21 protein-coding genes and 1 pseudogene are annotated in these 24,826 nt (G+C 67.6%); 17 read left to right on the top strand and 5 right to left on the bottom strand.

Annotation, left to right across the window (positions count from 1 at the left end; all coding sequences use genetic code 11):
• The first annotated feature begins 15 nt into the window (after window positions 1–15).
• The 4 genes and pseudogenes from rfbA (at window position 16) to QPK32_RS05965 (ending at window position 5,206) form a co-directional block, all read left to right on the top strand.
• Window positions 16–894 (top strand): glucose-1-phosphate thymidylyltransferase RfbA, encoded by an 879-nt coding sequence (gene rfbA / locus QPK32_RS05950; protein WP_290411864.1) that lies wholly within the window; start codon window positions 16–18, stop codon window positions 892–894.
• Window positions 895–906: 12 nt separating this feature from the next.
• The gene (gene rfbC / locus QPK32_RS05955) at window positions 907–1,461 is read left to right on the top strand and encodes a dTDP-4-dehydrorhamnose 3,5-epimerase (protein ID WP_290411865.1); all 555 of its coding nucleotides are present in this window, start codon (window positions 907–909) and stop codon (window positions 1,459–1,461) included.
• Window positions 1,462–1,859: 398 nt separating this feature from the next.
• Entirely contained in the window at window positions 1,860–3,497 is a 1,638-nt protein-coding gene (locus tag QPK32_RS05960; RefSeq protein ID WP_290411866.1) for a methyl-accepting chemotaxis protein, read from the top strand.
• Between the two features lie 85 nt (window positions 3,498–3,582).
• Window positions 3,583–5,206, top strand: a pseudogene (locus QPK32_RS05965) (methyl-accepting chemotaxis protein).
• Here QPK32_RS05965 and QPK32_RS05970 read toward each other — a convergent pair.
• Window positions 5,203–5,574, bottom strand: a complete 372-nt coding sequence (locus QPK32_RS05970) for a hypothetical protein (RefSeq protein ID WP_290411867.1) — start codon at window positions 5,572–5,574, stop codon at window positions 5,203–5,205. The pseudogene QPK32_RS05965 and the gene QPK32_RS05970 overlap by 4 nt on opposite strands.
• Window positions 5,575–5,819: 245 nt before the next feature.
• Here QPK32_RS05970 and flhB point away from each other — a divergent pair, with 245 nt between their 5' ends.
• The 8 genes from flhB to QPK32_RS06010 all read left to right on the top strand — a co-directional run bounded on the left by flhB (window position 5,820) and on the right by QPK32_RS06010 (window position 14,789).
• On the top strand, window positions 5,820–6,998 hold the full coding sequence (gene flhB, locus QPK32_RS05975) for a flagellar biosynthesis protein FlhB (protein WP_290411868.1): 1,179 nt from the start codon (window positions 5,820–5,822) through the stop codon (window positions 6,996–6,998).
• A gap of 176 nt (window positions 6,999–7,174) precedes the next feature.
• Window positions 7,175–9,310 (top strand): flagellar biosynthesis protein FlhA, encoded by a 2,136-nt coding sequence (gene flhA / locus QPK32_RS05980; RefSeq protein WP_290411869.1) that lies wholly within the window; start codon window positions 7,175–7,177, stop codon window positions 9,308–9,310.
• A 364-nt stretch (window positions 9,311–9,674) separates the two neighbouring features.
• The gene (flhF, locus tag QPK32_RS05985) at window positions 9,675–11,138 is read left to right on the top strand and encodes a flagellar biosynthesis protein FlhF (RefSeq protein ID WP_290411870.1); all 1,464 of its coding nucleotides are present in this window, start codon (window positions 9,675–9,677) and stop codon (window positions 11,136–11,138) included.
• Window positions 11,131–11,949, top strand: coding sequence for an antiactivator of flagellar biosynthesis FleN protein (locus tag QPK32_RS05990; protein WP_290412180.1), 819 nt, complete (start codon window positions 11,131–11,133; stop codon window positions 11,947–11,949). Before flhF ends, QPK32_RS05990 begins: the two co-directional genes overlap by 8 nt.
• 31 nt (window positions 11,950–11,980) lie before the next feature.
• Window positions 11,981–12,703, top strand: coding sequence for an RNA polymerase sigma factor FliA (locus QPK32_RS05995; protein WP_290411871.1), 723 nt, complete (start codon window positions 11,981–11,983; stop codon window positions 12,701–12,703).
• Window positions 12,694–13,437 (top strand): flagellar motor protein, encoded by a 744-nt coding sequence (locus QPK32_RS06000; RefSeq protein WP_290411872.1) that lies wholly within the window; start codon window positions 12,694–12,696, stop codon window positions 13,435–13,437. The genes QPK32_RS05995 and QPK32_RS06000 overlap by 10 nt, the downstream gene beginning before the upstream one ends.
• A gap of 10 nt (window positions 13,438–13,447) precedes the next feature.
• Window positions 13,448–14,188: a flagellar motor protein MotD gene (gene motD, locus QPK32_RS06005; RefSeq protein WP_290411873.1), complete on the top strand. Its 741-nt coding sequence runs from the start codon at window positions 13,448–13,450 to the stop codon at window positions 14,186–14,188.
• Between the two features lie 193 nt (window positions 14,189–14,381).
• A complete protein-coding gene (locus tag QPK32_RS06010) occupies window positions 14,382–14,789 on the top strand; it encodes a hypothetical protein (protein WP_290411874.1) in 408 nt (135 codons plus the stop codon).
• A 55-nt stretch (window positions 14,790–14,844) separates the two neighbouring features.
• Here QPK32_RS06010 and QPK32_RS06015 read toward each other — a convergent pair whose 3' ends face one another.
• The gene (locus QPK32_RS06015) at window positions 14,845–15,909 is read right to left on the bottom strand and encodes a M35 family metallo-endopeptidase (protein ID WP_290411875.1); all 1,065 of its coding nucleotides are present in this window, start codon (window positions 15,907–15,909) and stop codon (window positions 14,845–14,847) included.
• A gap of 292 nt (window positions 15,910–16,201) precedes the next feature.
• Here QPK32_RS06015 and QPK32_RS06020 point away from each other — a divergent pair, with 292 nt between their 5' ends.
• Window positions 16,202–18,856 (top strand): EAL domain-containing protein, encoded by a 2,655-nt coding sequence (locus QPK32_RS06020; RefSeq protein WP_290411876.1) that lies wholly within the window; start codon window positions 16,202–16,204, stop codon window positions 18,854–18,856.
• Window positions 18,853–21,354, top strand: coding sequence for a bifunctional diguanylate cyclase/phosphodiesterase (locus QPK32_RS06025; protein ID WP_290411877.1), 2,502 nt, complete (start codon window positions 18,853–18,855; stop codon window positions 21,352–21,354). The genes QPK32_RS06020 and QPK32_RS06025 overlap by 4 nt, the downstream gene beginning before the upstream one ends.
• A 64-nt stretch (window positions 21,355–21,418) precedes the next feature.
• Here the strand turns inward: QPK32_RS06025 and QPK32_RS06030 are convergent, their stop codons facing one another.
• From QPK32_RS06030 to flgA, 3 genes are all read right to left on the bottom strand, one after another.
• Window positions 21,419–21,889: a flagella synthesis protein FlgN gene (locus QPK32_RS06030; RefSeq protein WP_290411878.1), complete on the bottom strand. Its 471-nt coding sequence runs from the start codon at window positions 21,887–21,889 to the stop codon at window positions 21,419–21,421.
• 7 nt (window positions 21,890–21,896) lie between these two features.
• Window positions 21,897–22,208, bottom strand: coding sequence for a flagellar biosynthesis anti-sigma factor FlgM (flgM, locus tag QPK32_RS06035; RefSeq protein ID WP_290411879.1), 312 nt, complete (start codon window positions 22,206–22,208; stop codon window positions 21,897–21,899).
• A 125-nt stretch (window positions 22,209–22,333) separates the two neighbouring features.
• Complete coding sequence (gene flgA, locus QPK32_RS06040; RefSeq protein WP_290411880.1) at window positions 22,334–23,053, bottom strand: flagellar basal body P-ring formation chaperone FlgA; 720 nt, start codon at window positions 23,051–23,053, stop codon at window positions 22,334–22,336.
• Window positions 23,054–23,209: 156 nt separating this feature from the next.
• Between flgA and flgB the strand changes: the two genes are divergently transcribed.
• Genes flgB through QPK32_RS06055 form a run of 3 tightly spaced genes read left to right on the top strand, consistent with a single transcriptional unit; the run spans window position 23,210 to window position 24,793 of the window.
• Window positions 23,210–23,635 carry a flagellar basal body rod protein FlgB gene (flgB, locus tag QPK32_RS06045; protein WP_290411881.1) on the top strand — a complete coding sequence of 142 codons (426 nt, stop codon included), beginning with the start codon at window positions 23,210–23,212 and terminating at the stop codon, window positions 23,633–23,635.
• 2 nt (window positions 23,636–23,637) lie between these two features.
• The gene (gene flgC / locus QPK32_RS06050; RefSeq protein WP_290411882.1) at window positions 23,638–24,048 is read left to right on the top strand and encodes a flagellar basal body rod protein FlgC; all 411 of its coding nucleotides are present in this window, start codon (window positions 23,638–23,640) and stop codon (window positions 24,046–24,048) included.
• Between the two features lie 34 nt (window positions 24,049–24,082).
• Entirely contained in the window at window positions 24,083–24,793 is a 711-nt protein-coding gene (locus tag QPK32_RS06055; RefSeq protein ID WP_290411883.1) for a flagellar hook assembly protein FlgD, read from the top strand.
• The last annotated feature ends 33 nt before the right edge of the window (window positions 24,794–24,826 follow it).

Raw genomic sequence — 24,826 nt, forward strand, 5'->3', positions numbered from 1 at the left:
GTTCGAAAGACCATCATGTCCGACACCACACGAAAAGGCATCATCCTCGCGGGAGGTTCCGGCACCCGGCTGTATCCGGTGACCCAGGCCGTCAGCAAGCAATTGATGCCTGTCTACGACAAGCCGATGGTGTACTACCCGCTCAGCACGCTCATGCTGAGCGGCATCCGCGACGTGCTCGTGATCAGCACGCCGGAAGACACGCCGCGCTTCGCCGAACTGCTGGGCGACGGCAGCCGCTGGGCGATGAACATCCAGTACGCCGTGCAGCCGTCGCCGGACGGGCTGGCGCAAGCCTTCCTCATCGGGCGCGACTTCATCGGCCGCGACCCGAGTGCGCTGGTGCTGGGCGATAACATTTTCTATGGCCACAACCTGGCCGGCCAGTTGCTGCGCGCCAGCGCGCGCACCGAGAGCGCCACCGTGTTCGCCTACCACGTGCAGGATCCGGAGCGCTACGGCGTGGTCGAGTTCGACGGCGACCACCGCGCCATCAGCATCGAAGAAAAGCCGCGCGTGCCGAAGTCGAACTATGCCGTGACGGGGCTGTATTTCTACGACAAGGACGTGTGCGACATCGCCGCCGACATCCGGCCGTCGGCGCGCGGCGAACTGGAAATCACGGACGTCAACCGCCGCTACCTCGAAGCGGGCAGGCTGGACGTGGAGATCATGGGGCGCGGCTTCGCCTGGCTCGACACGGGCACGCACGACAGCCTGCTGGAAGCGGCCAGCTTCATCGCCACCCTGCAGAAGCGCCAGGGCCTGCAAGTGTCCTGCCCGGAAGAGATCGCCTACCGCCAGGGCTGGATCAGCGCGGCCGACGTCGAGAGGCTGGCGGCGCCGCTGGCCAAGAACGGGTATGGTGCCTACCTGCTCAGCCTGTTGAAATGACGTGACCCCGCCATGCCGTACACCGCCACCCGCACCGCGATCCCCGACGTCCTGATGCTCGAACCCCGGGTGTTCGAGGACGACCGCGGCTTCTTTTTCGAAAGCTTCAACGCGCGCGATTTCCGCGCGGCGACGGGCCTGGACGCGACGTTCGTGCAGGACAACCATAGCCGTTCGGGTCCCGGCGTGCTGCGCGGCATGCACTACCAGGTCGACCATGCCCAGGGCAAGCTGGTGCGGGTCGTGCGCGGCAGCGTGTTCGACGCCGTCGTCGACCTGCGCCGTTCCTCTCCCACCTTCGGGCGCTGGGTCGGCGCCGTCCTCAGCGCGGAAAACCGGCGCCAGATCTGGGTGCCGCCCGGCTTCGCCCACGGTTTCGTCGTGCTGGGCGACGAGGCGGCCGAGTGCCTGTACAAGACCACCGACTACTGGTATCCCGAGCACGAGCGCTGCCTGCTGTGGAACGACCCGGCGGTGGGCATCGCCTGGCCCGTCGACGGCGTGCCGGCGATGGCCGCGAAGGACGCGGCCGGGCGGACGCTGGACGCGGCCGACTTGTTCGACTGACAGCGGCTGCCGTCCGGCAGCCAGGAACGCGGGCCTCATGCTTTAACAAAGAAATATTCTTGCGCTTATTTTCGTTGTTGTGCGGCAACGGTTGCGGAATTTTTCGATTTTCTTTGTCCGCGGAACGGAAGAGTTGCCTACACTGCCCGTATGTACTGACAAAGCAGTTCCGCTACACCACCAAACCCTGCCGGCTTTACGTTCCCGGCAGTCGTTGCTGTCGACCATCCCCAAATCCGATGGTCACCTTGCCGCCACCGTCGCACGATGCATGACGGTCGCGCTGGTCGATACGGCCCGGCTTCGCTCCATCCCTGCGATCGCCTTCCAGTTCCCGTGCGGGAGCCCGATACCCCATGCGTTTGTCAGCAAAACCAATCGCGCGCCGGAGGCAATGAATGAACATGTTTAAACATCTGAGGATCGGTACCCAGCTGACGCTGGGATTCGGCATCCTGACGGTCTTGATGCTGGTGATGGTCACGGTGTCGATCGTCGGACTGTCATCCATTCGCGAGGCGTTCCAACGCCAGCACAATGCCAACGGCCTGCACCTGAAACCCCTGTACGTGGCGCGCGAAGCGCTGGCGCAGACCGGCCTGGCGGCGCGCAACGCCTACATCTTCACCGATGAAGGCAAGGCGCGCAACGAGCTGGACCTGGTCGACCAGCAGAAGGCGATCTACCTGGATGCGCTGGAAAAAATGACGCCGGCGTTCGCCGGCAATCGCCAGTTCGACAAGGTCCGCACTGGGCTGTTGGCCATGGCCAGTGCGCTCGAGCGCCCGCGCAAGTACCGCGAGGCGAAGGAAATGGAGGCATACGGGAAATTCCTCGTCGAGGAGTGCAGCCCGCTGCGCCACCAGATCGTGGCCGACATCGCCGTGCTCGTGGCGGAGGCGGAGCGGGAAGTGGCACAGGCGGAAGCGTCGTCGCAGCATGCCGAGGAGGTCGCGCACAAATGGGCGATCGCGCTCGCCGTCGCCGCCGTCGTGCTGAGCGCGCTGGTCGCCAGCACCATCACGCGCCTGCTGCTGCGCCAGCTGGGCGGCGAGCCCGCGTACACGGCCGCCGTCGCCAACCGCATCGCGCAAGGCGACCTCGCGACGTCCGTCGACGTGCGCGCGGACGACCGTGCCAGCCTGCTGTTTTCCGTGAAGACGATGCGCGACAGCCTGGCGTCCATCGTCGGCCAGGTGCGCCACGGCGTCGATGCGATCACCCATGCGTCGTCCGATATCGCGCACGGCAGCAGCGACCTGTCCTCGCGCAGTGCCGCACAGGCATCCTCGCTGGAACGCATCGCGTCGGCGATGGAAGAGCTGACGACGACGGTGCAGCAGAACGCCGGCAATGCCAAGCAGGCCAATACGCTGGCGCAATCGGCATCCACGGTATCGCAGGAGGGCGGGGCGGTCATGCGCCAGGTGACGCATACGATGGCGGCGATCAACGATTCGTCCAAGAAGATCGTCGACATCATTTCCGTCATCGACGGCATCGCGTTCCAGACCAATATCCTGGCGCTGAACGCGGCCGTCGAGGCGGCCCGCGCGGGAGAACAGGGCCGCGGCTTCGCCGTCGTGGCGAGCGAGGTGCGCAGCCTGGCGCAGCGCTCGGCCGGCGCCGCCAAGGAAATCAAGACCCTGATCGAGGATTCCGTGGGCAAGGTCGACATGGGCTCGGAACTGGTCGACCGTGCCGGATCGACGATGCAGACCCTCGTGGAAAGCGTGCAACGCGTGACCGAAATCATGGAAGAGATCAGCATCGCGAGCGCCGAACAGAGCCAGGGCATCGGCGAGGTGAGCAATGCGATCGGCGAAATGGATGGCATGACCCAGCAGGACACGGCCCTCGTCGAGGAAACCTCGGCGGCGGCGCAGGAACTGAAGGAGCAGGCATCCGGCCTCGCCACGCTGGTCGGCCACTTCAAGCTCGACAGGGCGGAGGGCGCTGCAAGCGCCCTGGCCGCGCCGGGCCAGCGCGAGCGCGTGCGGGGCGCGTATCCGGAGGCGCGCCTGGCCCGCAACTGATGGGTGGCCGGCTATGCGCCGGTCTCCGCACATCGTCTTTTCAAACAACTAACGACATCCATTCCTCGTCGTCGAAGGAGCGCGCATGCGTATCAATTCCCCCGTTACCGGCAACGAAGCCATGCTTGCCGATGGCCGCACGATCGTGTCCACGACCGACCTGCACGGCAATATCCAGTACGCCAATCCGTATTTCATCGAGGTCAGCGGCTTCACCGAGGAAGAGCTGATCGGCGCCGCAGAACCTCGTGCGCCACCCCGACATGCCCGTCGAGGCGTTTGCCGACCTGTGGTCGACGATCCGCTCGGGCCGTCCCTGGAGCGGCATGGTCAAGAACCGCTGCAAGAACGGCGACCACTACTGGGTGTATGCGAACGTCACGCCCGTCATCGAATCCGGCAGGGCGGTCGGCTACATGTCCGTGCGCACCAAGCCGTCGCGCGAGCAGGTGGCGGCGGCCAGTGCGCTGTATGCCGAGTTCAAGGCCGGCAACCCGCGCAAGCTCGTCCTCAAGCATGGCCGCCTGCACCGCACCGGCATGGCGGGCCGGCTGGCGCAGCTGCGCCACCTGCCCTTGCGTGTGCAGATCGACGGCGGCATGGGCGCCATGGCGGCGATCCTGCTGGCGGTGCTCGTGGAAGCCTGGCAGGCCGGGGTGTCGTCGTGGGTGCTGCTGTCGCTGGCGCTCACGATCGGCGTTGCCGCCATGCTCTGGCTCAGCCTGCGCCGCAACGTGCTGGCGCCGCTCGACAGCGTCACGTCGTTCACGCGGCGCCTGGCCGGTGGCGACCTCACGGCCCGCGTCGACAGCAACGTCGACAACGAAATGGGCCAGCTCGTCGCGGCGCTGCGCCAGACCTCGGTCAACCTGTTCAGCGTGATCGGCGACGTGCGCGGCAATTTCGACGAGATCCGCCATGCGACCGGTGAAATCGCCAGCGGCAACATGGACCTCTCCAGCCGTACGGAATCGCAGGCCTCGAGCCTGCAGGAGACGGCGGCCAGCATGGAACAGCTGACCCGGAACGTGCTGCAGAACGGGGACAACGTGAAGACGGCGAACGAACTGGCCGTGCGTGCCGCCGGCATGGCCGTGCGCGGCGGCGGTACCGTCGACGAAGCCGTCAAGACGATGCAGGCGATCAGCACGTCGTCGCACCAGGTGCTGAACATCATCGGCATGATCGACGCGATCGCGTTCCAGACCAACATCCTCGCGCTGAACGCGGCCGTCGAGGCGGCGCGCGCGGGCGAGCAGGGCCGCGGCTTCGCGGTCGTGGCGAGCGAGGTACGCAACCTGTCCCAGCGCACCGCCGCGGCGGCCAAGGAAGTCAAGCAGCTCATCGACGTGTCGATCGCCACCGTCGACAGCGGCAGCAAGCTGACCGCGCTCGCGGGGCAGACGATGGGCGAGATCATCGCGGCCGTCGAGAGCGTGCGCAAGGTGGTGGAGGGGATCGCCGGCGCCACGGTCGAGCAGAACGGCGGCATCGGCCAGGTCAACCAGGCCGTGAGCCAGCTCGATGCGATCACCCAGCAGAACGCGGCGCTGGTCGAGGAAGCCGCCGCCGCGGCCGGTTCGCTCGCCCAGCAGGCGGAAAACGTCGCGTCGGCCTTGCGCGTGTTCCGCCTGGAACAGACCGGCGGCGCCCGCCTGGCGGCGCCCCGGGATGCCAACCGCCCGCGTATCGCGGCCCCTGCCGCCTAGCGTCCGGTATCCGGCGCCGCGTCCGTTGCCTGCGCCCCTCCGGCGGCCTCCGCGAGGTCGACGATGAGGACGGTGCCGTTCCCCTGGGGCCGGAAACGCAGCGTGAAGCTACCGTCCGCGGCACGAAACGCGGCCGGGCCCACGCGCGTCACGCCCATCTCGCCGTGGCCGTCGAGCTGGGCGCGAATCCTGTATGCGCTGCCGGTCATCGTCAGCAGGCGTCCTCCCGGAAAGGCGTACTGGCCCCTGATGTCGTCGAGCCGGAGCTGCTGCGCCGGTGGGTCGCGGTCCTTGCCTGGCTCGTCCGCATGCGCGGCGTGGAGCGCCGCGTAGAGAAGGACAGCGGAGATACTCGGCTTCTTGTTCATGCGCCACCTCCATCATGATGTCATTGAATATTGATTCCTATGAAAGGTATCGTTAACTTCTATGTAATGGCAATATAAATTTCCATCAAATGGAATTATTGCGCTTTTGCGCTGCCCATCCGGCAGCTCGGCAAGTTGGACAGGCGAGGGCACGAAAAATGCGCTGCCTTTCCCGCGCTGCTTTTTGAATGGCCCACGGGCAACATCTGGAATAATGCTCACCTGAAATCAACCCGGGAGCAGACATGGCGGAAGCAGGCGGCCAGGACAAGACCGAACCAGCATCGGAGAGACGGCTGAAGCAGGCACGCGAGAACGGCGACATTCCCCGTTCGCGCGAAGTCGCCACGTTCGTCGTCCTGATGACGGCCGGCGCCGGCCTGTGGATGCTGGGCGGCGGCCTCGTCGACAAGCTGACGACCACGCTGCACCGCGGCCTGGCGCTGGACCGCGAGCAGATCCACAACCCGGCGCTGCTGTTCGAGCGCATCGGCAGCGACGTCGTCGGCGTGCTGCTGGCTTGCCTGCCGCTGGCCGCCGCCGTCATGCTGGTGATGCTGGCGTCGCCCCTCGTCATCGGCGGCTGGAATTTCTCGGCCAAGGCTTTCGTGCCGAAATTCGGGAAATTGAACCCGATCAGCGGCATCGGCAACATGATTTCCAAGAATGCACTGGTCGAGCTGCTCAAGGCGATCGCCAAGACGCTGCTGGTCGGCGCCGTGGCCTGGATCGTCATCATGGGACAGAAGGATGCGCTGATCGGCCTGGCCGTCGAGCCCGTCGGCACGGCCGCTCCGCACCTGGGCGGCCTGCTGGCCAAGGCCTTCCTCGTCATGGTGGGCGCGCTCGGTGCGATCGCCTTGCTGGACGCGCCGTACCAGCTCTGGCACTACGCGGACAAGATGAAGATGACGCGCCAGGAAGTCATCCAGGAATCGAAGGAATCGGACGGCAACCCCCAGATCAAGGGCAAGATCCGCCAGCTGCAGCGCGAGATGGCGAGGAAGCGCATGATGTCGAACGTGCCGACGGCCGACGTGGTCGTGACCAACCCGACCCACTTCGCGGTGGCGCTGAAGTATGCCGAAGGCGGCCGCGGCGCCCCGCGCGTGGTGGCCAAGGGTACCGACGCCGTGGCTGCCAAGATCCGAGAAATTGCAAAGGAGAACAAGGTCGCGCTGCTGGAAGCGCCGGCGCTGGCGCGTGCGCTGTACAAGCACACGGACATCGACGACGAGATTCCCGAGGCGCTGTACTCCGCCGTCGCCGAGGTGCTGGCCTACGTCTACCAGCTGCGTGCCTACAGCAAGGGCACCACCGAGCACTACCCGGACCGCCCGACCAGGCTGCCCGTGCCGCCGGAGATGGACCCGTTCAACCCGGCATCGCAAAAGGCGGGCACCCCGCCAAACAATCTGCACTGATTCCATCGATGGCCGGCGCCTGGCGCCGGCCATTTTCGCGTCTGCGCACGAATTACGGCGCTTTTTCCCGTCTCTTCCCCCAATGGTTTCCTCTGGGCATCAGCAATAATGTTGTGCCTGGGTAAGCTATCGCCGCTTGCCGACACCAACAACGCACACGGAACGACGGAGCACGCATGAACGGATTCAAACTGCCAGGATGGATGGGAGCGATCACCTCGCGCGGCAATGCGCTGGCGGCGCCGATCCTCATCATCCTGCTGTTGTCGATGATGATCCTGCCGCTGCCGGCGTTCGCACTCGACCTGTTCTTCAGTTTCAATATCGCGATGTCCGTGATCGTGCTGCTGACCGCGCTGTACACGGTCAAGCCGCTCGACTTCATGGCCTTCCCGGCCGTGCTGCTGGTCACCACCATGCTGCGCCTGGCGCTGAACGTGGCCTCGACCCGCGTCGTGCTGACCGAGGGCCACACGGGCGGCGCCGCGGCCGGCAAGGTGATCGAGGCCTTCGGTCACTTCCTGATCGGCGGCAACTACACGGTCGGCCTGGTCGTGTTCATCATCCTGACCATCATCAACTTCACCGTCGTCACCAAGGGCGCGGGCCGTATCGCCGAGGTGGGCGCGCGCTTCGCCCTGGACGCGATGCCGGGCAAGCAGATGGCGATCGACGCCGACCTGAACGCCGGCCTGATCGGCGAGGACGAAGCCAAGAAGCGCCGCGCCGAGACCGCCCAGGAAGCGGAATTCTACGGTTCGATGGACGGTGCCTCGAAGTACGTCCACGGCGACGCCGTCGCCGGTATCCTCGTCACCGTCATCAACGTCATCGGCGGCCTCATCGTCGGCATGGTCCAGCACGACATGGCCTTCGGCGACGCCGTCAAGAACTACACGCTGCTGGCCATCGGCGACGGCCTGGTCGCGCAGATTCCCTCGCTGATCATCTCGATCGCGGCCGGCATGGTCGTCTCGCGCGTCGCCAGCGACAAGGACGTCGGCCAGCAGGTCATCGGCCAGCTGTTCGCCCGTCCGATGGTCATGTACATCACCGGCGGCATCATCGGCGGCATGGGCCTGATCCCGGGCATGCCGAACCTCGTGTTCCTGCTGCTGGGCAGCCTGCTGTTCGGCGCCGGCTACCTGCTGGAAAAACGCCAGAAGGACGCCCCGGCCCAGGAAGCGGCCCGTGCGGCCGGCGGCGCCGTTGGCGCGGCCGGTGCCCAGGGCGCGGCGGGTGGCGCGGCGGCGGCGACCACGCCGGCCGAGCAGGAAGAGGCGAGCTGGCAGGACGTCATGCCGGTCGACACGCTCGGCCTGGAAGTGGGCTACCGCCTGATCCCGCTGGTCGACAAGGGCCAGAGCGGCGAGCTGCTCAAGCGCATCAAGGGCATCCGCAAGAAGTTCGCCCAGGAAGTCGGCTTTCTGGCACCGCCCGTGCACATCCGCGACAACCTGGAACTGAAGCCCTCGGCCTACCGCATCACCCTGAAGGGCGTGGAAGTGGGCAGCGGCGAGGCGATGAACGGCCAGTTCCTGGCGATCAACCCGGGCATGGCCAGCGGCACGCTGCCGGGCCTGGTGACCACCGATCCCGCGTTCGACCTGCCGGCGATCTGGATCGACGCCGGCCTGAAGGACGAGGCGCAGAGCATGGGCTATACCGTGGTCGACGCCGGCACCGTCATCGCCACCCACCTGAACCACCTGATCACCACCCACGCGGCGGAACTGCTGGGCCGCATGGAAGTGCAGGCGCTGCTGGACCACCTGGGCAAGGAATCGCCGAAGCTGGTCGAGGACCTGGTGCCGAAGGTCGTGTCGCTGTCGACGCTGCAGAAAGTGCTGCAGAACCTGCTGAACGAAGGCGTGCACATCCGCGACATGCGCACCATCATCGAAACCCTGTCGGAACACGGCGGCAGCACCCAGGACGCCAACGACCTGACCACGCTGGTGCGCATCGCGCTGGGCCGCGCCATCGTCCAGCAGCTGTTCCCGGGCACCAACGAATTGTCGGTGATGACCCTGGACAACCGCCTCGAGCGCCTGCTGGTGCAGGCCCTGAACGCGGGCGGCGACGGCACCGGCATCGAGCCGGGCCTGGCCGACACCATCGTCCAGCAGGCGGCGAATGCCTCGCAGCAGCAGGAAGCCATGGGCCTGACCCCGGTACTGCTGGTGCCGGGACCGCTGCGCACGCTGCTGTCGCGCTTCCTGCGCCGCGCGCTGCCGCAACTGAAGGTGCTGTCGCATTCCGAGATCCCGGAGTCGAAGACGATCCGCGTCACGAGCCTGGTCGGCGCTTAAGGCAGGCAGGGGTCAGAGTCCGGTTTTGCCGGTTGGACTCTGACCCCGGTGTGCTCGCCACCACGGTATGCGCCACCACGGTATGCGCCGCCAAGGTGGGCCTGTGATGCTCACCCTACGGGAGCGTTCACGGCCGATTCCATGTAGGGTGGGCGCGGCCGGCGTAGGCACCACGTGCCCACCATGCATGCCCCCCATCATCCCATTCCCCCGCAACGGCCTGGACTGAAATAGGCCTTTTTCCCCGTCTTATTCCCTCGATCGTTTCCTCCCGGCATCGTCAATAATCCTATTCGTGATGAGCGCACTGCGCTCTTGAAATAGCCGACCAACCGGCGAAGCGAAGCAACAGCGGAGAGCAACGATGAATGTGAAGAAATTTACTGCCCCTACGTCCCGTGAGGCCTTGCGCAAGGTGCGCGACGCCCTGGGGCCGGATGCGGTCATTCTTTCCAACCGTCCGGTCGACGGCGTCGTCGAGATCCTGGCACTGGACAACGACGACGTCGCGTCGCTGGCGTCGCCGGCTCCGGACTCCGAGATGGCCGCACCGCGTCCGCAGCTGAACCTGCGCCAGGACGACGTCCCGGCCTCCCCGGCCCGTGCCAGCCGCCCGGCCGCCCAGCCGGCCATGCCGCAGGCGCGCCAGCTGCTGGACCGCCTGTACAGCGCCCAGGAAGAACTGCCCGCCGCGGCCCCGATCCCGGCGCCGATCCCGGCACCGATCCCTGCGCCGGCCGCCGCACCCGAAACCTATGCCGAGCGCCGCGCCCCCCAGGCGGAAGCGGCCCCCGTCGACATGAGCGCGATGACGGCGATGATGTCGGCCGCGATTGCCCAGGCCAAGGAATCGGCTGCCGCCGAGATGAACGGCATGATGAACGAGCTGCGCGCCATGCGCGGCATGATGGAAAGCCAGTTGGCCGAACTGTCGTGGGGCACGACCCAGCAGCGCGAGCCGCAGAAGGCGGCCGTGCTGCGCGAGATGCTGGCGGCCGGTTTCTCGGCCAGCCTGGCGCGCTACCTGATCGACAAGCTCCCGGCCGGCAAGGATGCGGCCGAGGCGATGCGCTGGGTCAAGACCGTGCTGGCACGTAACCTGACCACGATGGCCAACGAAGACGCGATCCTGGACCGCGGCGGCGTGTTCGCCCTGGTCGGCCCGACCGGCGTGGGCAAGACCACCACCACCGCCAAGCTGGCCGCGCGCTGCGTGATGCGCCACGGCCCGGACAAGCTGGCCCTGATCACCACCGATGCCTACCGTATCGGCGGCCACGAGCAGCTGCGCATCTACGGCAAGATCCTGGGCGTGATGGTGCACTCGGTGAAGGACGAGGCCGACCTGCGCATCGCCCTGAAGGAGCTGCGCAACAAGCACACCGTGCTGATCGACACCATCGGCATGTCGCAGCGCGACCAGATGGTCACCGAGCAGGTCGCCATGCTGACGAACAGCGGCGCCAACGTGCAGCGCCTGCTGTGCCTGAACGCGACGGCGACCAGCGAGACGCTCAACGAAGTGGTGCGCTCCTACCAGGGCAGCGGCCTGGCCGGCTGCATCATGACCAAGCTGGACGAAGCGGCGTCGATCGGCGGCGTGCTGGACGTGATGATCCGCCAGAAGCTGAACCTGCACTATGTGTCGAACGGCCAGCGCGTGCCGGAAGACCTGTACCTGGCCGACCGTGCGATGCTGGTGGACCGCGCCTTCCGCAACAAGCGCGACGCCGCCGCCCAGGTCCAGGATGCCGAGTTGCCGACGCTGATGGCCGGCGTGGGCAACCTGAACAACGACCGTTCGCTGCGCGAGGTGCATGTTGGCTAGTTTCGACTTCGACCAGGCCGAAGGCCTGCGCCGGATGCTGTCCGGCCCCAAGCCGCGCATCGTGACCTTCCTGTCGGCCACGCCGTCGGACGACAAGGGCGCCATGCTGGTCAACCTGGCCGCCTCGCTGGTCCAGTCCGGCCATGACGTGGTGATCGTCGACGCCTGCGAATACGACTACGGCGTCGCCCGGCGCCTGGGCGTGGACGGCCGCGGCAACCTGCTGGGCGTGGCGCGCCAGGAGTGCGCGCTGAACCAGGTGATGCACCAGGTGCCGCAGGGCTTCTCGGTGGTGGAGATGGGCCATGGCGTGCGCTCGCAGGACGAGGCGCGCCGCCTGTCGAATGCCTTCGACGTGCTGGTCAAGCAGTCGGCCGGCAGCATCGTCATCGTCGACGGCGAATTCCTCGAGCACGGCGCGCAGTACGACAGTTTCCCCGTGGCGGCCATGGCCGGATCGGAGATCGTCGTGCAGGTGTCGACGGGTGCGACGTCGATCACGAATGCGTATGCGCTGGTCAAGCGCCTGGCGCAGCACCTGGGCCGCCGTCCGTTCGGCATCCTGGTCACGGGAGCAAGCGAAGCCGAGGCCAAGGTCGTATACGATAATATGTCATCTGCAGCAACTCGTTACCTGGCGGTAACGCTGAGCTCCATGGGCTCGGTCCCCGCCGACGAATACCTGCAGCGCGCCGCGCGCCTCGGCCGCGCCGTGGTCGATGCGTTCCCGCTGGCCGGGGCCTCGGTGGCATTCCGCCGCCTGGCCGGCCGCTTCGCGGGCGCGGGCATGCAGCAGGGACGGGCCGCGTGAGCGGCGCGATGAACGAACGGATACAGGAACCATGTACACGGTTAAAGGGACAGCGGACAAGAACTCTTTGCTGACGGAGCACATGCCGTTGGTGAAGCGTCTCGCCCATCACATGAAGGCCAAGCTCCCGCCGTCCGTCGAAGTCGACGACCTGATCCAGGCCGGCATGATGGGCCTGCTCGACGCCATCAACCGCTACGAGGAAAACCAGGGCGCCCAGTTCGAGACCTATGCGGTGCTGCGCATCCGCGGCGCCATGCTGGACGAGCTGCGCAGCAGCGACTGGATGCCGCGCTCGACCCGTTCCAACATGCGCAAGGTCGAACAGGCGATGGCCTCGCTGCAGCAATCGCTGGGCCGGCCGCCGAGCGAGTCGGAAGTGGCGCAGTCGCTCAAGCTGTCGCTGGCCGACTACCAGGAAATGCTGGGCGATTCCGGCGGCCACCAGCTGGTCTACTACGAAGACTTCCACGACGACGCCGACGGCAACGACAGCTTCCTCGACCGTTATGCCGTGGACGACGACGATCCCTTGAAGAGCCTGCTCGACACGGACTTCCGCCAGGCCGTCATCGACGCCATCGATGCGCTGCCGCCGCGCGAGAAGATGCTGATGGGCCTGTACTACGAGGAAGAGCTCAACCTGAAGGAAATCGGCGCCGTCATGGGCGTGTCCGAGTCGCGCGTGTCGCAGTTGCACACGCAGGCCGTGGCGCGCCTGCGCAGCTACCTGAAGGAGCGCGCTTGGACCTGACGAGCCTGCTCGGCCTCGCGCTCGCCCTGGTGGGCATCGTCGTCGGCTTCACGCTCGACGGCGGCAAGTTCGCCTCGCTGGTCCAGCCGGCCGCCTTCCTCATCGTCGTCGTCGGCACCTTCGGCGCCGTGCTGCTGCAGACGAAGCGCAAGGCCTTCTGGCGCGGCGTCAAGATGCTGCGCTGGGTGTTCTTTCCGCCGCCCGACCGCCGCCAGCAGCTGGCGCGCGAGATCAATCTGTGGAGCCTGTCGGCGCGCCGCGACGGCCTGCTGTCGCTGGAACAGTACATGGCGAAGGCCGACCCGTTCATCCAGAAGGGCTTGCGCCTCGTCGTCGACGGCATCGCCCCGGACAAGGTGCGCAGCCTGATGCACACCGAGATCAATACCTACGAATTCCGCGAGCGCCAGGCCGCAAGGGTCTGGGAGTCGGCCGCCGGCTACGCGCCCACGGTGGGCATCATCGGCGCCGTGCTGGGCCTGATCCACGTGATGGAAAACCTCACGGATCCGTCGCGCCTGGGCGCCGGCATCGCCGTGGCCTTCGTCTCCACCGTGTACGGCGTGGGCCTGGCCAACCTGTTCTTCTACCCGGCCGGCAACAAGATCAAGGGCATCGTCACCGAGCGCGTGGCCCAGTACGAGATCCTGGCCGACGTGTTCCACGACCTCGCCACGGGCGACTATACCCGCGTCATCGAGGAGCGCATCGGCTGCCTGCTGTCGGAGCACTGAGGAGACCGCCATGGCGCGCCGCAAGCCCTACCAGCAGGACGACGAGAACCACGAGCGCTGGCTGATCTCCTACGCCGACTTCATCACGCTGCTGTTCGCCTTCTTCGTCGTGATGTACGCGATCTCGGTCGTCAACATCGGCAAGTACACGGTGCTGTCGGAAGCGCTGGGCGATGCCTTCGGCGGGCGCGGCGCCTCCGTCAAGTCGAATACGCAAGTCGAGCTGGAGGCGCTGCCGCTGTCGCACATCCTCGCGCGCAAGCGCGCCGAGGCGGCCAAGCGCGACCGCGAGCGCCTCGACCTGCTGGCCAGGAAGCTCGACAGCGTGATGGCGCCGCTGGTGCGCAGCGGGAAGGTACGCGTGATGCAGACGGCGCGCGGCGTGACCATCGAGATCAATGCCAGCGTGCTGTTCCAGGAAGGGCAGGCCGGCCTGTCCGGCAATGCGCGCGAGACGCTGGCCGCCGTCGGCGACCTGCTGAAGGACGACCCGCACGCCATCGAGGTCGAAGGCCATACGGACGATACGCCCATCGCCAGTCCCTTGTTCCCCTCCAACTGGGAACTGTCTTCGGCGCGCGCCAGCACCGTGGTGCGCCTGTTCGCCGAGAACGGCGTGGCCGCGCGCCGCCTGGCCGCCGTCGGCCGCGCGTCCAATGTCCCGATCGCGCCGAACACGGACGACGCGGGACGCGCGCGCAACCGGCGTGTGGCCGTCACCATCCTCTCGGGCACCGCAGCCGCGGAGTAAATCGTCATCCGCCGCGTCGGATAAAATGATGGCCATGATTTCACGCGCGACGAGGCGGGCGCTGCGCCCGGCCGTTCCTGCGCATAATCGATCCCATGAATGGAGCCATATGCAACGACGAACGATACTGTGCGCCGCCCTGGGTGCCGTGCTGGCAGCAGGCTGTGCCGCAACACCACGGGGAGAGGAACCGATGAACCTGCATGCGAGCCTGAGCGTCGATGCCCAGCACGACAAGGTGCTCGTCACCGTCCGCTTCGAGAACCGCGGCGAGCGCCGCGTCTGGCTGCCGCGCGCGGTGGCGGCCGACGAGCGCCTGACGGGCCGCCTGTTCGACCTGCGCGGGCCGGATGGCGGCGAGGTCGCCTACCAGGGCCCGATGGTCAAGCGCCTGCCGTTCACGGCGGCCGACTACGTGGAACTGGCGCCGCATTCGGCGCATGCGCACACGATCGACATCACCCGCTACTACGCCTTCGCGCCGGGGCAGCACCAGTACCGCATCAGCTGGTGGGGCCTGGTGCTGGCCGACGTCAAGCAGCTCGAGGCCTATACGGAAGCGTCCACCGAGCCGGTGACGTTCACGCACACGGCGCCTTGACGCCGATGCACACCGTAGGGTGGGCACCACGTGCCCACCGGTCATCCCTTCACCGTCATTCGAGCGGCGGCGTGTTCTCGGCAAAATATTCGTGCGAGTCCGCGTTCTCGATCGCGCGCGCCGGATTGCTGACGGCCAGCGCCGCCGCCGCCGATTGCCCGTAGGCCCAGTCGTCGGTGCCGGCGACCACGGTGAAGTGGCTCATCTCGTGCACCAGCGTGCCGCCCTTCGAATCGGTGCCCGTCAGCGGCGCGGCCCAGAAGGCCTGGCACACGTAGATCTCGTAGGGCTGGTTCGGGTAGACGTAGGCGTAATAGGGCTCGTCGCAGCTGCAGTCGACCGTCACCGGCCTGGTGGCGAAGGCATCCTTGATGGCGACGAAGTGGCCCATCACCGTGGTCCAGCGGGTCGCGTCGAAGGTGCCGAACCACCGGGTGTAGCGGGGCCCGCGCGTCTTCTTGTGCAGGTAGGCGTCCGCGTCCGCGGACATGGCCAGCGCCGCTTCGCTGGCCAGGGCGATCTGGCCCTGCTGGGTGGCCGAGCAGCTGCGGTACGTCAGGCCCGCGCCGGCCGCCGGCGCCTGCAGCGCCGCCTGGCGGGCCGAAGGACGGCCCTCGACGCGCATCGTGGCGCCCGGCGCCGCCTCGGCCGTGGCCCTGGCGCGCGGCACGCCTGGGCGGCTGTACAGCGGGGCCCCCGGGCGCCAGCGCACGCTGTAGGTCCCGCTCGCGCTCAGGTCGTACAGCGCGCCCAGGTTGACGTTGGCGCTGCGCGAACTGCCGGGCGCCAGCGCAATGTAGTCGGCCGCCGTCGGCGCCGCGCGCTTGATTTGGCGCCCGACGTAGGACACGGCCAGGCCGTCGCGCGTGACGTCGAACAGCGGCGCCGTGGGCGCGCCGGATGAACCGAGGGCGAACGGCGTCTGCCAGGCCAGCAGGTATTGCGTCTCGCCCGTCGTATTGGTCACCGTGACGGTCACCATCACGTCCTCGCTCCTGGCCAGGCTCGGGCGCTCGGGCGTCACGCTGACCGTCACCCCGGATGCCGCCCAGGCCGCGTTCATGCCCAGCGCCAGTGCTGCCGCGACTGCCTTGCCGATGCTCTTGCGTTCCATGCTCATGGCTTCCTCCGCTCGCGCGTGTCGAAAGCTTCGTTGTACCGCTTGCCGTCATTGCCCACATTGCATAATCACAATGAAACAGCATGCAGAAGCCGTCCACATGCTGTATTGCCACAACAGTTTGATTGCAGGTCGTGGGAAATTCTCGATCAAAAGATACTGTATTGATAGAATGAAATGATTCTGCAAAAACATCATAATTTCGCGACAGCACTTTTCCTTTCTCAATGAGACCGTGCCGCTGGCCGCGACGGATGTCGGCACGAGCATCCTGGAACGGACGAAGACGATCTTGACGAATACATATAGCGGGAAGCCTGGTTGTCCGGGCGAAGGCCGGGGCACGGTCGGCGGGATGCTCGAGGCGCCCGATTCCATCGAAACGATCGCGCGCGAGATCGGCCTGGACGAGGAAGAAATCGTCGCGCGCAAGGCGTTCCTGGAATTGGGCGAGGACGACCTGGCGCGGCTGCGCGAGATGCACGCGTTGCTGGCAGACGATGCCGAGGCCTTCGCCGAGAGCTTCTACGCGCACGTGCTGAGCTTTCCCGCGCCGCGCGCGCTGGTTGCCGACGACGCCGTCGAGGCAGGCCTGCGCCGTACCCAGGGGGCCTACCTGTCGAGCCTGCTGGCCGGCAATTACGGTGAGGACTATGTGCGCAACCGCCTGCGCGTGGGCGTGGCGCACGAGCGCATCGGCCTGGAACCGAAGTGGTACATCGGTGCCTACCGCAAGTGCCTGTCCGACCTGATGGCCTTGCTGTGGCGCCGCATGCGCGAAACGCCCGAACGCTTTCCCGCCGCCTGCGACGCCGTGCTGAAGGTCGTCGCGTTCGACATGGGCCTGGCGCTCGACACTTATGCGCACGCCGGCCGGCGCCAGTTGGTACAGCACCAGAACTACCTGGAGCAGGTGATCGGCGCGATGCCGGCCGGCCTGATCGTCGTGGACGCCGACGGCCGCGTGCTGTCGATGAACAAGGCGATGAGCGACATGCTGGCGATCCCGGACGAGGCGCTGGCCGCCCATCCGCCGCTCGCCACGCTGATTGCGAATCCCGAACTGGCCGAACGCGCGGCCGCGGCGCTGGCCTCGGGCGCGCCGCAGGACGGCATTGCCGCCGCCGTCGCGATCGGGGACGAAGGCGTGCGCTGGTTCGAATTCAACATCCGGCGCACGCGCCAGGCCGGCGGCTGGCTGCTGCTGCTGATCGGCCAGGACGTCACCTACCGGCGCCAGACGCGCCTGCGCCTGCAGGAGAGCGAGGAATTCTTCCGCCTCACGTTCAGCCAGGCCGCCGTCGGCATCGCGCTGCTGTCGCGCGAAGGCCACTTCCTGCGCGTGAACCGCAAGCTGTCGCAGATCGTCGGCTACAGCGAGATCGAGCTGCTGCAGCGCTTCTTCCACCAGATCACCTGTCCCGAGGACCTGCCCGAAGACCGCGCCCTGGTCGCGCGCCTGGTCGCCGGGGAGCTGCGCGACTACCAGCGCGAGACGCGCTACCGGCGCAAGGACGGCACGCTGGTCTGGGTTGCCGTCAGCGCCTCGACCATGCGCGAGGCGTCCAGCGGCCAGCTGCGCCTGATCTTCGCCGTCGAGGACATCTCGCGCCGCAAGCAGGCCGAGGAAGCGCTGCTGCGCATGGCCAACCACGACGCGCTGACCGGGCTGCCGAACCGCCTGCTGTTGCAGGACCGCCTGGCGCAGGCGATCGTCCAGGCCCAGCGCAGCGGGCGCCAGGTCGGCGTGATGTTCGTCGACCTGGACCGCTTCAAGCACATCAACGACAGCCTCGGCCACGAGGCCGGCGACCGGCTGATCGTCGAGATCGGGCGGCGCCTGTCCTCGGCCCTGCGCGAGAGCGACACGGTGGCGCGCCAGGGCGGCGACGAATTCGTCGTCGTGCTGGCCGACCTGGAAGGCCCGGACGATGCGGCCACCGTCGCGCGCAAGGTGCAGGGCGGGCTGTTCCAGCCGCTGATGCTGGCCGGCCAGGAAGTGTTCCCGAGCGGTAGCATCGGCATCGCCATGTACCCGCGCGACGGCCAGGACAGCCACGCGCTGCTGCGCGCCGCCGACAGCGCCATGTACCACGCCAAGGCGGGCGGCGGCAACGGCTTCCATTTCTACGCGGCCGACATGCTGGCGCGCGCCGAGGAGCACCTGCGCCTGGAGACGGGCCTGCAGCACGCGCTGCAGCGCGAGGAGTTCGTGCTGCACTACCAGCCCCAGGTCGATGCCGTACGGGGCGAGATCGTCGGCGTCGAGGCGCTGCTGCGCTGGCAGCCGCAGGACGGCGGCCTGATCCAGCCGTCCGACTTCATCCCGCTGGCCGAGGAGACCGGCCTGATCGTGCCGATCGGCGAGTGGGCGCTGGCCCAGGCGCTGCGCCAGCAGGCTTTGCTCGCGCGCATGGGACTGCCCCTGCGCATGAGCGTGAACCTGTCGGCGCGCCAGTTCCGCCAGCAGGACGTGGCCGGCCTGGCGGCGCGCCTGCTGGCGCAGGAGGGCGTCGATCCGGCCATGCTCACGCTGGAGATCACCGAGAGCGTGCTGATGGAAAATTCCGACGTCGCGGCCGCCGCCATGGCGCGCCTGGCGGCGCTGGGCGTGCGGCTGGCCATCGACGACTTCGGCACCGGCCCGGCCAGCCTGTCGAACCTGAAGCGCTTCCCGATCCATGCGCTCAAGATCGACCGCTCGATCATCGCCGACATCGGCGACGGCGAGGACGCGGCCATCGCCAAGGCCGTGATCGCGCTGGCCCGCTCGCTCAAGCTGGAGGTGATCGCGGAAGGCGTCGAGGACGCGGCCCAGCAGGCCTTCCTCGATGCCCACGGCTGCCGCCTGATGCAGGGCTACTGGTTCGCGCGGCCGCTCGGCGCGGCCGAGCTCGAACTGCTGCTGCGCGCCCGGCTGGCCGAGGCGAACGGACGGGCGGCATGAGCGGCGGCGCCACGTTCCGCGCGCACTTGTGGCTGCGCCGCATCTCCACGGGCCGCCGCCTGGCGCTGCTGGTCGCCGTGCTGGCCGCGTTCGCGGCCTGGCTGGCGCTCGGCGGCGAGGCCGTGCTGCCGTGGCAGCCGCGCTGGTACCTGTCGCTGCACACGGCGGTCGAAGTGTTCGCGGTGGTGGTGGCCCTGCTGGTGTTCAGCACCGGCTGGCATGGCATCGGCCGGCGCATCCCCGTGCGCGTGGCGCTGCTGGCGCCGGCCGCGCTGGCGGTGGGCCTGCTCGACCTGGGCCACCTGATGACGGTGCAGGGCATGCCGGGCATCGGCGGACCGGGGAACGTGGCGACCGGCATCGCGTTCTGGCTGGCCGCGCGCGCCATCGGTGCCCTGGCCCTGCTGGGCGCCGCGCTGGCGCCGCGCGAGCGCACCGTGGGACGCGCGCTGCACCGCGCGGCGTTCGCCACGGCGCTGGCCCTGGTGCTGCTGGCGTCCTGGCAGGCGCTGGGCGGTCCGCTCGCGTTGCCGGCGACCTGGGTCCCGGGCCGCGGCCTGACGCCGTTCAAGATCGGCTGCGAGCTGGCGCTGGTCGCCATCAACGCGCTGGCGGCCGGCCTGCTGCTGGCGCGCGCGTTCCGGACGGGCCTGCGCACCGACCGCTACCTGGCCGCGGCGGCCGCGGTGCTGGCGCTGTCGGGCGTGGGCTTCGCCATGTACGACGCCCCGGACGACGTGTTCAACATGATCGGCCACGTCTACAAGGTGATCGCCTACCTGTTCCTGTACCGCGCCGTCTACGTGGCCGCCGTGCAGGCACCCTACCTGCTCCTGCAGCGCTCCGAGCGCTCGCTGGTCGAAAGCGAGAACAAGTTCCGCGGCCTGATGGAAGCGGCGCCGGACGCCATCGTGCTGGCGGGCGCCGACGGCCGCATCGCCATGATGAACGCGCGCGCCGAGCAGATGTTCGGGGTGTCGCGCGAGGCGGCGGCCGGGATGCCGCTGGAAGCGCTGGTGCCGCCGGGCGCGGGCCAGGACGAGACCAGCTGCCGGCGCCCGCACGCCGGTGCGTTCCCGGCCGAGGTGCGGCGCGCCGCCATGCCGACCGGGCAGCAGGTGGCCGTGGTGCGCGACGTTTCCGAGCGCCGCCGCCTGGAGCGCGCCGTGCTCGAACAGCTGACCTGCGACGCGCTGACGGGGTTGCCGAACCGCTCGCGCATCCTGGAAGCGCTGGACGAGGCGATCGACGGCGCGCGCCGCCTGGGACGCACGCTGGCCGTGCTGGTGCTCGACCTGGACGAGTTCAGGAAGATCAACAGCGGCTACGGCTGGGCCGGCGGCGACGACGTGCTGCGCGAATGCGCCGAGCGCCTGTCCGCGCTGCTGCAGCCGGGCGACATGCTGGCGCGCCAGGGCGGCAACGAATTCATCGTCGTGCAGAAGAACTCGGACGCCGCGGCCGCCGCGGCGCTGGCCGAGAAGCTGCTCGGCTGCCTGCGCGAACCGTATGTGCTGCGCGGCCAGCGCGTGTTCCTGTCGGCCGGCGTCGGCGTGGCGCTGCTGCCGCAGCAGCCGTGCGATGCCGAGGCGCTGCTGCAGATGGCCCAGGTGGCGATGGGCAGCGCGCGCGCCGAGGGCCACGCCCAGTACCGCTTCTACACGGCCGAGATCGCCGAGGCGATCCGCGAGCGCGTCGACATGGAGGCGCTGCTGCGCCATGCGCTCGAGCGCGGCCAGCTGGTGCTGCAGTTCCAGCCGCGCATCCGCGTGGCCGGCGGCGCGACGCAGGACGGTGCGATCGTCGGTGTGGAAGCGCTGGTGCGCTGGCGCCACCCGGTGCTGGGACTGGTGCCGCCGGGGCGCTTCATCCCCATCGCCGAAGAGACGGGGATGATCGAGGAACTCGATCTATGGGTGCTGCGCGAAGCCTGCGTGCGGGCGGCCGGCTGGCGGGAGCGGGGCTTGCCGCCGGTGCGGGTATCGGTGAACCTGTCGGCACGCCAGTTCCAGCAGGCCGGCCTGGACAAGCGCGTGCGCGCGGCGCTGGAATACAGCGGCCTGCCGCCCTCCGCGCTGGAACTGGAGATCACGGAAAGCACCGTGATGCGCGACACGGGCGAGGCGGCCAGCGTGCTGCGTTCGCTGAAGGCGCTGGGGGTCGCCCTGTCGATCGACGACTTCGGCACCGGCTACTCGTCGCTGAGCTACCTGAAGCGCTTCCCGCTGGACGTGCTCAAGATCGACCGCTCGTTCGTGAAGGACGTGATCGACGATCCGAACGACGCCGCCATCACCTGCGCCATCATCGCGCTGGCGCACGGGCTGAATCTGGAGGCGGTGGCCGAGGGCGTGGAAACCCGCGAGCAGATGGAATTCCTGAAGGCGCACGGCTGCGACGAGATCCAGGGTTATTACTTCAGTCCGCCCGTGTGGGCGGAGCAGCTGGAAGCCATGCTGGCGAAGGAATCCGTCGGGAACGGGGTTACGGTGAAATAATCGTTCGCGGCGGAACACCGGGGTCAGCGTCCAACCGGCAACACCGGACTCTGACCCCTCCGCATCAACCGACCACGAAGCGCTTCGAGGGACCGGCCGCCATGGTCTGGCCGCTCTTGCCGTAGACGCTGGCATTGCCGTTGGCCGGGCCGCGCAGGGCGCTCAGCACGCCCTGGGTATGGGCCAGCTGCTTGTTGAGCAGCATGCCGTTGACGCGGTTGAGCTCCTTGGCTTCGCGCGTCAGGTCCAGCAGGCGGTCCCAGTCGCCGCGCGCCTCGGCATTGCCGGCGACGGCCAGCCAGGGCTCCATGCCCGCTTCGCCGGCGACGAATCCCGCGGTGCCGAGGGCGCGGTGGCGCAGGCGCGACAGTTCGGCCGCCTGTTGCGCCAGCTTCAGCTTTTCCGGCGTGAGGGTCGAGAGGCCATCGGCATCCGCACTGACAAGGAGCTGCTGCTCCGTCTTCATCAGTTCCACCATGGAACCGATCAGTTGCTGTTCGTCGCGCAGGGTCGCGCCAGGGGATGCTATGGCCATAAATGATCTATCGTTGGCGGGAATGCAGCAGGTCGCGTACCGTTTCCAGCAGGCCGTCCGCCACTTTCTCCGAATTTACCTGGAACTGGCCATCGGCGATGGCCGCCTTGATGCGTTCGACTTTCTTGGTGTCGAACACCTGGCTCGTGCTGCCCGTGCCGGCCAGTGCCTGGCCTTGCGAAGACAGCCTTACCGTGTCGGTCGCCGCGGGCGTGGTCTTGCTCGCAGCGGCCGCATCGTTCGCTTTTGCATTGGTGGTTGCCGGCGTGTTGGGGGCCGGAATACCAGCGTTGCCTTTTAATGTATCGTTGATTTTCACAGCATCATCCTTCTCAGGTCGAGCAGAAAGCCCGGGATCTGCCTGGGTTATCGGCGTCTCCGCCGAAAACTTTAGCATCTCCTGCAACTATCTGTAACCACCGGTCGATGCCGTGGCCTATCCGGTCAGAACGCCACCTCGACCATGCCGCCGCTGCGCGCAGTGCCGCTGACGATCGATCCCGACGGAGTCCGCACCTGCACCACCTGGCCGTCGCCGGCCGTGCCGATGGCCTTGCCGTCGGCCGATACCGAGAAACCATTGCCGTTCAACACCAGGCGTACGGCCTGGTTGGCCTGCACGACGGGCTTGCTCTTGAGCGTGTCCAGGCGCAGCGGCGTGCCGGCCGCCAGCGACACGGTCGGCGTGCGTCCAACGGCCTGGGCCATGTCCGTGATGATGCCGTTCGGCATTGCCGCGATGTCGCCTTTTACCAACACGAGCTGGGCTTCCTCGATCGCCTGGCCCTGGGCCAGGGGGAGGGCGGCCGCCACATACTCGGCCTGGACGCTCACCTGGGCCTGGACGAACAGCGTCCAGTTCGACGGCGCCGTGCAGCGCACGCCCACCGTGGTCTTGCCCCAGGGACGGGCGCCCGGCTGCAAAAAGGCTTCCGGGGCCGGGCAGGAGGCGACGGCGGTGCGCGGATCGATCGCGCCGACCTTGACCGTCACGGTGCCCGGCAGGCCGGCCGCCTGGGTCTTGAGGAATTGCTCGATCACGGGCTTGAGCGCATTCAGGTTCTGGCGTGCCCCCGCGCCGGCGGGTTGCGCGCTCTGCGCGAAAGCCGGAACGCCGATGAAGGAGGCGGCCAGCAGCGCAATGGTGAACAACGTGCGTTTCATGGATGGCGATGGTGTGGTTTTTACGACGGTTGCCATCTTAGGCTTGTTGATGCCGTGCTGAAACATCGAATAGACTGGTTTTGGGGCCCCTTATTGCCCGATGGGAAGAGTCTCGGGGTCCGTATGATCCATGCTGTCCATCCACCGGAGAGCACCATGATCGGCAAACTCGACGACTACCTGCGTTTCAACGAGACGGCGCTGAGCCTGCGCGCACAGCGCCAGGAAGTGCTGGCGTCGAACATCGCCAATGCGGACACGCCCAACTACAAGGCGCGCGACATCGATTTCGCCAGCGCCCTGCAGAATGCCGTCGCGAAGGGCGGCCAGGGCGGCGGCCCGCTGTCGACCACGGCCAAGGCGCATTACCCGAACGGCGCGGCCGACGGCAAGGCGCTGGCCGACGGCACCCCGGTGCTGTACCGCACGATCACCCAGGGCGCCGTCGACGGCAACACGGTCGAGATGGATACCGAACGCACCCAGTTCGCCGACAACGCGCTGCGCTACGAAGCGGGCATTTCGATGATCAACCACCAGATCCGCGAGCTGATGACCGCGATCCAGTCCGGAGGCCAGTAACCATGTCCCTGTTTAATGTCTTCGGCGTCGCCGGCTCGGCCATGACGGCCCAGTCGATGCGCCTGAACACCACGGCCAGCAACCTGGCCAACGCCGACAGCGCCACCAGCGCCACCGGCGAAGCCTACCGCGCCAAGCAGGTCGTGTTCGAGGCCGTCCCGATGAGCGGCGCGAACGGCAGCGCCACCGCCGTCAAGGTGCGCGAAGTGGTCGAGGACCCGTCGCCGCTGAAGCAGGTATACGACCCCAAGAACCCGCTCGCCGACGACAAGGGCTATGTCAGCATGCCCAACGTCAACGTGGTCGACGAGATGGTGAACATGCTGTCGGCCTCGCGTTCCTACCAGAACAACGTCGAGACGATGAACGCGGCCAAGACCATGCTGCTCAAGACGCTGACCATCGGCCAGTAACCCTTTCCTTCAAGCCCAGACCCGAGACGCTCCCATGGCGACGACCGTAACCAACAACACCACCTCGAACATCACCGACCTGATGTCGACCATGAACGCCAAGCCGGCCACCGCGACCGACAGCGTGCAGGCCGACACCGACAAGTTCATGACCCTGCTGGTCACCCAGCTGAAGAACCAGGATCCGCTGAACCCGCTGGACAACGCCCAGGTGACGAGCCAGCTGGCCCAGCTGCAGACCGTGACCGGCGTGAACAAGCTGAACACGACGCTGGAATCGCTCAAGTCGAGCTACCAGAGCTCGGAAGCGCTGCAGGCCACGAACCTGATCGGCCACGGCGTGCTGGTCGAGGGCAGCACCGTGACGCTGTCCAGCAGCAAGGGCATCCTGGGCGTCGAGCTGGGCAGCGATGCCGACGCCGTGCAGGTGACGATCACGGACAAGGCCGGCAACGTGGTGCAGACCATGGACCTGGGCGCGACCAAGGCCGGCATCGTTCCGCTTGCCTGGGACGGCGTCCCCGACCCGACCAAGCTGGGCAGCGACGGCAAGCCCGTCACCGTGGCCGACGGCACCTACACCATCTCCGTCGCCGCCACCCGCGGCGGCGAGGCGCTGAAGGATGCCAAGACCCTGTCCTTCGACAGCGTGCTGAGCGTCACCACCAATTCCACCGATGGCGTCAAGCTGAACCTGCCCGTGTCGGGCACGCTCACGCTGGCCGACATCAAGCAAGTCCTGTAAGCGCGCCGCTACAGAACCTTTAAACCGCAGCAT

Source organism: Massilia sp. YIM B02763, from assembly GCF_030412015.1.
Lineage (GTDB): Bacteria > Pseudomonadota > Gammaproteobacteria > Burkholderiales > Burkholderiaceae_D > Telluria.